Raw genomic sequence first — 11,139 nt, 5'->3', positions numbered from 1 at the left:
AGCGCCCGTTCGAATAGCCCCCTCTCCCCAGGGGAGAGTGTTGGGGTGAGGGCCCTGGCAGCGAGCCCAGTGGAAAAGGCTGCACCGTTTTCCACGCTACGGTTTTATCCGGCGCGATGACGCCAAGCGCCCACTTGGATAGCCCCCTCTCCCCCGGGAAGAGGGTTGGGGTGAGGGCCCTGGCAGCGAGCCCAGTGGAAAAGGCTGCGCCGGTTTCCAGGCTACGATTTTCTCCGGAGCGATGACGCCAAGCGCCCGTTCCGGATAGCCCCCTCTCCCCCCGGGAGAGGGTTGGGGTGAGGGAACGGCGCGCCCCCTATCCCGCCAGCTACCTCACTGCCCCAGCTTGCCCGCCTCGCAACCGGTGCTGGCGCATTCGCGCAGGCGCTCCTTGAGCACCTCCAGACGGCTGTCGGTCAGGCTGACGGCGCAATCCAGGTTGACGAAGTAGCCATCGGCTTCCTCGCGGGCGCACTGGCTGTCGCGCTGCTTGATCCAGGCCAACTGGCTCTGTTTGAGCACGGCCTGCTGATCGGCCGGCAGCTGCTTGCGCAACTCGCCATAGGTCTGGTTCAGCGACTTGTCGCTCTGGGCGAACAGGTTGCTGGCGCAGTAGACGGTATCGAAGGCATTGCGCGGCGTGCCGCAACCGGCGGCCTGGGCCGTGGCGAAAACGCTGAGACCGCTCAGGGTCAGGGCGGCGGCGAGGGTAGTCTTGAGCATGGCAGCATCCTGCAGAAGGGGCCGTCCCGAATGGCGCGGCCGTGGGATAAACGCTAGCAGAGCCGCCAGTCGTGCGCGTAGCAGGCTCTGAAAAACCGGCAACAAAAAAGCGCCCGAAGGCGCTTTCCTGCATCACCCGGACGGGATCAGACCTTGGAACGCTCGAAGCGCTTGCGGTCGTTTTCGTTCAGGAACTTCTTGCGCAGACGGATGGACTTGGGCGTCACTTCCACCAGCTCGTCGTCGGCGATGAATTCCAGCGCCTGTTCGAGGGTGAACTTGATCGGCGGCACCAGGGCGATGACTTCGTCCTTGCCCGAGGCGCGCATGTTGTCCAGCTTCTTGCCCTTGGTGGGGTTGAGCACCAGGTCGTTGTCACGGCTGTTGATGCCGCACAGCTGGCCTTCGTAAATCTCGTCGCCCGGAGCCAGGAACAGCTTGCCGCGGCTCTGCAGGGTTTCCAGCGAGTAGGTCAGGGCGGTACCGGTGGCCATGGACACCAGCACGCCGTTCTGACGGTTGCTCACTTCGCCGGCCTTGATCGGGCCGTAGTGGCTGAAGGTCGAGGTCAGGATGCCGCTGCCCGAGGTCAGGGTCAGGAAGTTGTTGCGGAAGCCGATCAGGCCACGCGCCGGGATGGTGTATTCCAGGCGGATACGGCCCTTGCCGTCGGGGATCATGTTGGTCAGATCGCCCTTGCGCAGACCCATCTGCTCCATCACCGAGCCCTGGTGCTGCTCTTCGATGTCGATGGTGACGTTCTCGTAGGGCTCCTGCTTCTCGCCGTCCTTCTCGATGATCACCACTTCCGGACGGCCCACGGCCATCTCGAAGCCTTCGCGGCGCATGTTCTCGATCAGTACCGACAGGTGCAGCTCGCCACGCCCGGAGACCTTGAACTTCTCGGCGGACTCGCCCGGCTCGACGCGCAGGGCCACGTTGTGCAGCAGTTCCTTGTCCAGACGGTCCTTGATGTTGCGGCTGGTGACGAACTTGCCTTCACGACCGGCGAACGGCGAGTCGTTGACCTGGAAGGTCATGCTCACGGTGGGCTGGTCGACGGTCAGCGGCGGGCGGGCTTCGACGTTCTGCGGATCGCACAGGGTGTCGGAGATGAACAGCTCGTCCATGCCCGAGACGCAGACGATGTCGCCGGCTTCGGCTTCGGCCACTTCCACGCGCTGCAGGCCGGAGTGGCCCATGATCTTGAGGATACGACCGTTGCGCTTGCTGCCGTCGTCGCTGATGGCCACGACCGGGGTGTTGGCCTTGATGCGGCCACGGGCGATACGGCCGATGCCGATCACGCCGAGGAAGCTGTTGTAGTCCAGCTGGGAGATCTGCATCTGGAAGGGACCGTCCAGATCGACCTGGGGAGCCGGTACGTGGTCGACGATGGCCTGGAACAGGGCATCCATGTTGTCGTCCATCTTCTCGTGGTCCAGACCGGCGATGCCGTTCAGGGCGCTGGCGTAGACGATCGGGAAGTCCAGCTGCTCATCGGTGGCGCCGAGGTTGTCGAACAGGTCGAAGATCTGGTCGATGACCCAGTCCGGACGCGCGCCGGGACGGTCGATCTTGTTGACCACCACGATCGGACGCAGGCCGGCCTTGAAGGCCTTCTGGGTCACGAAGCGGGTCTGCGGCATGGGGCCGTCCTGGGCGTCGACCACCAGCAGCACGGAGTCGACCATGGACATCACGCGCTCCACCTCGCCACCGAAGTCGGCGTGGCCGGGGGTGTCGACGATGTTGATGTTGTAGTCCTTCCACTTCAGCGCGGTGTTCTTGGCCAGGATGGTGATGCCGCGTTCCTTTTCCTGGTCGTTGCTGTCCATCACCCGCTCGTTTTCCGCTTCTTTGCGGTCCAGGGTGCCGGACAGGCGCAGCAGCTTGTCGACGAGGGTGGTCTTGCCATGGTCGACGTGCGCGATGATGGCGATGTTGCGTAGATTCTCGATCACAGTGGTGTTCTCGGTATAGAAATGAAGGAGCTTCAGCCAGCAGGCTGACAGCCGGAGATTGCAAAGGCGCGAAACGCGGCCGACCGGTACGTGGCCGGAGGGCTAGAAGAGGTCGGGAGGGCGGTGGCGGATACTGCCACCCAGCAGGCCCGGCTGCTTAGGCCGGACGATAAACGCGCACATTGGCGTGCCCTTCGGTGAGCAGGTGATGGGCGTGCAGCCGGCTCATCACCCCGCGGTCGCAATAGAGTAGGTACTGGCGATTCTCGTCCAGTTCCTTGAAACGGCTGTTCAGCGCGAAGAACGGCATGGCTTGCACCTCGATGCCGGGCAGCTCCAGCGGCTGGTCTTCCTGGGCATCGGGATGGCGGATGTCCACCACGATCTGACCTGGCAAGGGCTGTGCCAGCTCTTCGACCTGCACGTCCTTGCCCAGCTCTTCGATCACCTTGTCGACGGTGATGAAGCGCGCACGTTCCAGGGCGGCGTCGAGCACCGCCAGGTCGAACTTGCCTTCCTCGTGCTCCACCCGCAGGGCCTTGGCCTTGGTGGTGGGATTCACCGAGATGATGCCGCAGTATTCGGGCATATGCTTGGCGAAGTCGGCGGTGCCGATGCGCTGGGCGGTATCGATGATGTCCTGCTTGTGGCTGGCCAGCAGCGGGCGCAGCACCAGGGTATCGGTGGCCTTGTCGATCACCGCCAGGTTGGTCAGGGTCTGGCTGGAGACCTGGGAGACGGCTTCGCCGGTCACCAGCGCCTCGATCTGCAGCTGTTCGGCGATGCGACTGGCCGCGCGCAGCATCATGCGCTTGAGGATGACGCCCATGTGGCTGTCGTCGCACTGGGTGAGGATCTGCCCCACCACTTCCTCGAAGGGCACGCTGATGAACAGCACGCGCTGGGAACGCCCGTACTTCTCCCAGAGATAGTGGGCCACTTCCATCACGCCCAGCTCGTGGGCGCGTCCGCCGAGATTGAAGAAGCAGAAATGGCTGACCATGCCGCGTCTCATCATCTGGTAGGCGGCCACGGTGGAGTCGAACCCCCCGGACATCAGCACCAGCACCTGCTCCAGCGCGCCGAGCGGATAGCCGCCCAGCCCTTCGTGGTGCTCGTCGATGATGAACAGCTGCTGGTCGCGGATCTCCAGGCGAACGTTCACCTCGGGATTCTTCAGGGCGATGCCGGCGCCGCCGCAGCGTTCGCGCAGGCCACCACCGACATGGCGCTCCACGTCCATCGAGGAGAAGTCGTGGCGGCCGGCGCGCTTGCAGCGCACCGAGAACACCTTGCCGCGCACGCGCTCGCCGAAGTGGCGTACGCACAACTCGAGAATCGAATCGAAATCGCCCAGCGGATACTCGTGCACCTCGAGGAACTGGCCGATGCCCGGGGTGCAGGCCAGGCGCTGCTTCATTTCCGCCAGCAGCCGCGGCTCGTCGAGCGCTGTCTCCAGGGTGATGTTGTCCCACACCCCTTCCACGCGGACATCCGGATCCAGATCGCGCAGCACGACACGAATGTTCTTCACCAGCTGGCGAATGAAATTCTTGCGCACCGGGCGACTCTTGATGGTGATTTCCGGAAAGACCTTGATGATGAGCTTCATGAGCGGGAAACGGGGGGCGGGCAACGCGAAAGAAAAGGGCGAATATGATACCTGAAAACCACCCGGCACTCGAATTCGCCCGACAAAATCACCCAAGGCGCCATTAAGGTGCATCCGCCGAATTAAGCGCACTAAATTGGTGCCTGAATACGGCCTCCATTGACCTGAAAACGGCACGACAGGCGCCAGGACGGCCCTCCAGCCCATTTAGGGGCACTGGCATACAACTTGCTCTCTTGTGAGGCAGCCGCCCCTGGGCCAGCATAGGGCGCTTTTCGTGGAACGCCGGTCGCTGACCAGGCAGTACGGGAGCGCCCCTCAAGGGCACAGCTGATACCGGGAGTACCGCCAACCGCTCCCGGCCGAAATTCCTCTGGAGGAAACCATGTCGAAGGCTGTTCAACTGATCAAAGAAAACGACGTGAAGTGGGTAGACCTGCGCTTCACCGACACCAAAGGCAAGCAGCAACACGTCACCATGCCGGCGCGTGACGCGCTGGACGAAGACTTCTTCGCCCACGGCAAGATGTTCGACGGCTCCTCCATCGCCGGCTGGAAAGGCATCGAAGCCTCCGACATGATCCTGCTGCCCGACGACAGCACCGCCGTTCTGGATCCCTTCACCGAAGAGCCGACCCTGATCCTGGTCTGCGACATCATCGAACCCTCCACCATGCAGCCCTACGAGCGCGACCCCCGCGGTATCGCCCGTGCTGCCGAGGAATACCTGAAGTCCACCGGCATCGGCGACACCGTGTTCGTCGGCCCGGAGCCCGAGTTCTTCATCTTCGACGAAGTGAAATTCAAGTCGGACATCTCCGGCTCCATGTTCAAGATCTTCTCCGAACAGGCTTCCTGGAACACCGATGCCGACTTCGAGTCCGGCAACAAGGGCCACCGTCCGGGCGTCAAGGGCGGCTACTTCCCGGTACCGCCGGTCGATCACGACCACGAAATCCGTACCGCCATGTGCAACGCCCTGGAAGAGATGGGCCTGGTCGTGGAAGTCCACCACCACGAAGTGGCGACCGCTGGCCAGAACGAGATCGGTGTGCAGTTCAACACCCTGGTCAAGAAGGCCGACGAGACCCAGACCCTGAAGTACGTCGTGCACAACGTGGCTGACGCCTACGGCAAGACCGCCACCTTCATGCCCAAGCCCCTGTATGGCGACAACGGCTCCGGCATGCACGTGCACATGTCCATCTCCAAGGATGGCAAGAACACCTTCGCTGGCGAAGGCTATGCCGGTCTGTCCGATACCGCCCTGTACTTCATCGGCGGCATCATCAAGCATGGCAAGGCGCTGAACGGCTTCACCAACCCGTCCACCAACAGCTACAAGCGTCTGGTGCCCGGCTTCGAAGCCCCGGTCATGCTGGCCTACTCGGCCCGTAACCGCTCCGCCTCCATCCGTATCCCCTATGTGTCGAGCCCGAAAGCCCGCCGCATCGAGGCCCGCTTCCCGGATCCGGCTGCCAACCCCTACCTGTGCTTCGCCGCCCTGCTGATGGCCGGCCTGGACGGTATCCAGAACAAGATCCACCCCGGCGATGCCGCCGACAAGAACCTGTACGATCTGCCGCCGGAAGAAGGCAAGAAGATCCCGCAGGTCTGCGGCAGCCTGAAGGAAGCCCTGGAAGCCCTGGACGCCGGTCGCGCGTTCCTGACCAAGGGCGGCGTCTTCACCGACGAGTTCATCGATGCCTACATCGAGCTGAAGTCCGAGGAAGAGATCAAGGTGCGTACCTTCGTGCACCCGCTGGAATACGACCTGTACTACAGCGTCTGATCCCGCTGCGGTTAGGCAAGAGGCCTCCTTCGGGAGGCCTTTTCTTTTGCCCTGGGAAAACCGCCGCGACCGACGCCCGGGCACAGCGGCCAGGTTGCCTACCTGTGCACCGGGCGCGCCTGCTACCCTTGATCTCCACTGCCCGGCCGAGATTCCGCCATGCCTCGCCTGCTTGCCTGCTGTCTGCTCTGCCTCGCCTGCTCCGCCCAGGCCGCGATCTACAAGTCGGTGGATGCCGAAGGCAACACGGTGTTCAGCGACCAGCCCTCGGCCAATGCCAAGCCGGTGCAGGTGGCACCCACCAATACCGTGGACAATCCACGACCGGCGCCGCCCATCCCCAGTGCGCCTGCGGCGGCGTCCGCCGGCCCGGCTTTCAGCCGCCTGGAGGTCAATGTGCCCGACGATGAGGCCATCCGCGCCAACAACGGCACCTTCTCGGTGGGCGTATCCCTGGAACCGGCCCTGGGTGCGGGGCAGTCGCTGCAATTGCTGGTGGACGGCGCCCCCTACGGCAGCCCCGGCCAGAGCACCCGCTTCGGCGTGGCCAACCTGGATCGCGGCGAGCACCGTTTCGCGGCCCAGGTGCTGTCCGGCAACGGCGAGGTGGTCCAGACCAGTGCCGAGAAGACCGTGACCGTGCAGCGCATCAGCGTCAACAGCCCGGCCCGTTGATGCGCGCGCTCCTGACCCTGCTGCTGCTCTGCCTGCTGCTCCCCGCCCAGGCGGCGGTCTACAGTTATGTCGACAAGGAAGGCAATCGGGTCTACACCGACCAGCCGCCCAAGGGCGTCAAGGCCACCCAGGTGCCGATTACGGTGCCCAACAACCTCAATCAGCAGGGCCAGCCGACCCGCAAGCTGAGTCCGACCCCCGCCGCGCCGGTGGCCAGGACGCCCAAGGCGGCGCCCTTCCGCTACCAGATGCTGCGCATCCTGGTGCCCGAACCCGATGCCACGGTGATCGATCAGGAAGGGCAGCTCATCGTCAGCCTGGTCAGCGAGCCGGAATTGCAGCCGGGTCACAGCTACCGCCTGCTGCTGGACGACCGGGAAGCCGGCGCCGGACGCAGTCCGGTGTTTCCCCTGGGCGGCCTGGACCGCGGCACCCACAGCCTGGTGGCGGAGATCCTCGCCGCCGATGGCAACGTACTGGAGCGGACGCCGGCGCAGCCCTTCCATCTGCGGCGCCCCTCCCTGGAGCAGAAGCGCCGCGCCCATCCCTGCAGCGACAAGGACTGGGGCAAGCGGCCGGAATGTCCGCTGGACATGAAACCGCCCGAAGCCAGGAAATCCTGGCTACCCTTCCTATAGCGCACCTCTTTGGTGCGCTTTTTGACTGTGCACCATCTTGATACAAATCCTGTGCAACTCCGTCCGGCGTGCGGCGGCTGTTAGTGCACGTTTCAGCCATCTGCCCTAACTCGGGGCGTCTTGGTTTGCTTCTTGCATTTTCCTATCGTCCCTATAGCGCTGTGGCCTCTCATGCCTACCGACGTCATCCACCGACTCCTGCTCGACAACCTCACCACCGCAGTCATCCTGCTCGATGCGGAGTTGCGTCTGGAGTACATGAATCCGGCGGCCGAGATGCTGCTGGCCATCAGCGGCCAGCGCAGCCATGGCCAGTTCATCAGCGAGCTGTTCACCGAATCGCCCGAGGCCCTGCAGGCGCTGCGCCAGGCGGTGGACCATGCCCACCCCTTCACCAAGCGCGAGGCGCTGCTGATCTCCACCTCGGGCAACAGCCTCACGGTGGACTATGCGGTGACCCCGATCCTGGACCGCCACAACACCCTGCTGCTGCTGGAAGTCCATCCCCGTGACCGGCTGCTGCGCATCACCAAGGAAGAGGCCCAGCTCTCCAAGCAGGAGACCACCAAGCTGCTGGTGCGCGGCCTGGCCCACGAGATCAAGAATCCCCTCGGCGGCATCCGTGGCGCGGCCCAGCTGCTGGCCCGCGAGCTGCCGGAAGAGGCGCTCAAGGACTACACCAACGTCATCATCGAGGAAGCCGACCGACTGCGGAATCTGGTCGATCGCATGCTCGGCTCCAACAAGCTGCCGAAGCTGGCCATCACCAACGTGCACGAGGTGCTCGAACGCGTCTGCAGCCTGGTGGAAGCGGAAAGCCAGGGGCTGATCAACCTGGTGCGCGACTACGATCCGAGCATTCCCGATCTGATGATCGACCGCGAGCAGATGATCCAGGCGGTGCTCAATATCGTGCGCAACGCCATGCAGGCCATCTCCCAGCAGAACGAATTGCGCCTGGGCCGGGTCACCCTGAGAACCCGCACCCTGCGCCAGTTCACCATCGGCCACCACCGCCATCGCCTGGTGTGCAAGGTGGAAATCACCGACAACGGTCCGGGCATCCCCCAGGACCTGCAGGAAACCATCTTCTATCCCATGGTCAGCGGTCGCCCCGACGGCACCGGCCTCGGGCTCGCCATCACCCAGAACATCATCACCCAGCACCAGGGGCTGATCGAGTGTGAAAGCCATCCTGGCCACACCGCCTTCAGCATCTTCCTGCCGCTGGAATAACGAGGAGTACGCATGAGCCGTCAGGAGACCGTCTGGATCGTCGACGACGACCGTTCCATCCGCTGGGTCCTGGAAAAAGCCCTGCAACAGGAGGGCATGACCACCGTCGCCTTCGACAGCGCCGACAGCGTCATGACCCGCCTCGGCCGTCAGCAGCCGGACGTGGTGATCTCGGACATCCGCATGCCGGGGACCAGTGGCCTGGACCTGCTGTCACGCATCCGCGAGATGCACCCGCGCCTGCCGGTCATCATCATGACCGCCCACTCCGACCTGGACAGCGCCGTGGCCTCCTACCAGGGCGGCGCCTTCGAATACCTGCCCAAGCCCTTCGACGTCGACGAAGCCGTGGCCCTGGTCAAGCGCGCCGGGCAGCACGCCCAGGAGCAGCAGGGCTTCGCCGAACCGGCGCACCTGACCCGCACCCCCGAGATCATCGGCGAGGCGCCGGCGATGCAGGAGGTGTTCCGCGCCATCGGCCGCCTTTCGCACTCCAACATCACCGTGCTGATCAACGGCGAATCCGGTACCGGCAAGGAACTGGTCGCCCACGCCCTGCACCGCCACAGTCCGCGCGCCGCGGCGCCCTTCATCGCACTGAACATGGCCGCCATCCCCAAGGACCTGATGGAGTCCGAGCTGTTCGGCCACGAGAAAGGCGCCTTCACCGGCGCCGCCGCCCAGCGCCGCGGCCGCTTCGAGCAGGCCGATGGTGGCACCCTGTTCCTCGACGAGATCGGCGACATGCCGGCTGATACCCAGACCCGCCTGCTGCGGGTACTGGCCGATGGCGAGTTCTATCGCGTCGGCGGCCACACCCCGGTCAAGGTGGACGTGCGCATCATCGCCGCCACCCACCAGAACCTGGAAGGCCTGGTGCGCGAGGGCAAGTTCCGCGAGGACCTCTTCCATCGCCTCAACGTCATCCGTATCCACATCCCGCGCCTGGCCGACCGCCGCGAGGACATCCCCGCCCTCGCCCGCCACTTCCTGGCGCGCGCGGCCCAGGAACTGGCCGTGGAGCCCAAGACCCTGCGCGGCGAGACCGAGGAATACATGAAGGGCCTGCCCTGGCAGGGCAACGTGCGCCAGTTGGAGAACACCTGCCGCTGGATCACGGTGATGGCCTCCAGCCGCGAGGTGCTGATCGACGACCTGCCGCCGGAGCTGCTCAACCAGCCCCAGGACGCCGCCCCCGCCGCTAACTGGGAACAGGCCCTGCGCCAGTGGGCCGACCAGGCCCTCACCCGCGGCCAGTCCAGCCTGCTGGACAACGCCGTGCCGGCCTTCGAACGCATCATGATCGAGACCGCCCTCAAGCACACCGCCGGCCGCCGCCGCGACGCCGCCGTCCTGCTCGGCTGGGGCCGCAACACCCTGACCCGCAAGATCAAGGAGCTGGGCATGAAGGTGGACGGGCCGGATGAAGAGGGGGAGGACTAGCTGTTGTAGGTTGGGCTGAGCGATAGCGAAGCCCAACGTTTCGAGTTTGGACTTATAGCTGCCTAAGCTGATTATCGCGGTTTGCTGATAGGTTTTGTTTCCCCCACCCGGGCGAGTCACTTTTTTCAAACGCGAAAAAAGTAACAAAAAACACTGTCCCCACGTTTCGGCCCTCCGCTGCGCTCCGGGTGATTCGCTTCGCTCACCCTTCGGGCCAGCCTACGGCTGTTACTCCGCTTCGCTACGTTTCCCTCGCTCCGGCGCCGTGGCAGGGGCACGGCACGAAGGGGCTTCCTGCCCCTCGCGCCTTGCTCGGCGTCCTGCCTCGCAACCCCCGCCACGACACCGGAACTCGGCCTCACTGAAGGGGACGGGGCGCTAGCCTGAGACTTCGGTGTTCATAGGATTTGTAGCGTGGAAAACCGCGCAGCGTTTTCCACTGGTGCGCGTTGCTAGCTTCGCGGACAAGGCTTCGCCGTTGTCCACGCTACGGGCTCTTCAACCAAAACTTCCAGGCTGGCGAATCGCCCCGTTCAGCAGGGCGAACGCCAGTGTCGTGGAGTGGGTCGAGCAGCATGGATGCGGCGAGAGGTCCAGATGGGCCATGGACGGCCCATCTGGACCGACCCCGGAACGGCGCTGGCGTGAGCGCACCCGCAGCGCAGCGGAGGGCCGGATGACCGGGGCAAGCGTTTTTGGTTACTTTTGTCCGGGGCGCGCAGCCGCGACTGGCAAAAGTGACTCGCCCGAGGGGGCGAAACAAGAAACATCAGCAGAATTCGATGAGCGACTATGGCACCAAGAAAGCCGAGCCTGCAGGACCGAAACGTTGGGCTTCGCTAGCGCTCAACCCAACCTACAAATCCCCCCAAATCACCCAACCCAAAAACTTGGCACACCTCCTGCAATATCCTAGGTAACTACCCTTTTGGGGACCTCGGTACAGGCAGGCTGGGGAATCCCCTCTTTTCTTCCCGAGGCCATCACCCAGTGTGATGGCCTCTTTTTTTCGTGTGCGAAAAGTGGAAAGCCGCAAGCTAGAGCGCTTTTCCTCCT

General features: G+C 64.2%; 8 protein-coding genes. 5 read left to right on the top strand and 3 right to left on the bottom strand.

Translation table 11 applies throughout. The features are described 5' to 3' along the window. Positions 1 to 333: 333 nt before the first annotated feature. The 3 genes from PSK12I2_RS0109550 to thiI form a co-directional block, all read right to left on the bottom strand. Positions 334 to 723, bottom strand: coding sequence for a lysozyme inhibitor LprI family protein (locus PSK12I2_RS0109550; RefSeq protein WP_027598213.1), 390 nt, complete (start codon positions 721 to 723; stop codon positions 334 to 336). Positions 724 to 869: 146 nt separating this feature from the next. Then, on the bottom strand, positions 870 to 2,687 hold the full coding sequence (typA, locus tag PSK12I2_RS0109545; protein ID WP_027598212.1) for a translational GTPase TypA: 1,818 nt from the start codon (positions 2,685 to 2,687) through the stop codon (positions 870 to 872). Positions 2,688 to 2,844: 157 nt separating this feature from the next. After that, positions 2,845 to 4,299, bottom strand: a complete 1,455-nt coding sequence (gene thiI, locus PSK12I2_RS0109540) for a tRNA uracil 4-sulfurtransferase ThiI (protein ID WP_027598211.1) — start codon at positions 4,297 to 4,299, stop codon at positions 2,845 to 2,847. A 385-nt stretch (positions 4,300 to 4,684) separates the two neighbouring features. Between thiI and glnA the strand changes: the two genes are divergently transcribed. The 5 genes from glnA to ntrC all read left to right on the top strand — a co-directional run bounded on the left by glnA (position 4,685) and on the right by ntrC (position 10,083). Then, the gene (gene glnA / locus PSK12I2_RS0109535; protein WP_017639449.1) at positions 4,685 to 6,091 is read left to right on the top strand and encodes a glutamate--ammonia ligase; all 1,407 of its coding nucleotides are present in this window, start codon (positions 4,685 to 4,687) and stop codon (positions 6,089 to 6,091) included. A 159-nt stretch (positions 6,092 to 6,250) separates the two neighbouring features. Next, positions 6,251 to 6,766 (top strand): DUF4124 domain-containing protein, encoded by a 516-nt coding sequence (locus PSK12I2_RS0109530; protein ID WP_027598210.1) that lies wholly within the window; start codon positions 6,251 to 6,253, stop codon positions 6,764 to 6,766. Next, complete coding sequence (locus PSK12I2_RS0109525; RefSeq protein ID WP_027598209.1) at positions 6,766 to 7,404, top strand: DUF4124 domain-containing protein; 639 nt, start codon at positions 6,766 to 6,768, stop codon at positions 7,402 to 7,404. The genes PSK12I2_RS0109530 and PSK12I2_RS0109525 overlap by 1 nt, the downstream gene beginning before the upstream one ends. 171 nt (positions 7,405 to 7,575) lie before the next feature. Continuing rightward, positions 7,576 to 8,640 carry a nitrogen regulation protein NR(II) gene (gene glnL, locus PSK12I2_RS0109520; protein ID WP_007161315.1) on the top strand — a complete coding sequence of 355 codons (1,065 nt, stop codon included), beginning with the start codon at positions 7,576 to 7,578 and terminating at the stop codon, positions 8,638 to 8,640. Positions 8,641 to 8,652: 12 nt separating this feature from the next. Continuing rightward, the gene (ntrC, locus tag PSK12I2_RS0109515; RefSeq protein ID WP_007161316.1) at positions 8,653 to 10,083 is read left to right on the top strand and encodes a nitrogen regulation protein NR(I); all 1,431 of its coding nucleotides are present in this window, start codon (positions 8,653 to 8,655) and stop codon (positions 10,081 to 10,083) included. Positions 10,084 to 11,139: the final 1,056 nt, after the last annotated feature.

Source organism: Pseudomonas sp. MOIL14HWK12:I2, from assembly GCF_000510745.1.
Lineage (GTDB): Bacteria > Pseudomonadota > Gammaproteobacteria > Pseudomonadales > Pseudomonadaceae > Chryseomonas > Chryseomonas oryzihabitans.
This window is presented reverse-complemented; position numbering and strand designations above follow the sequence as displayed.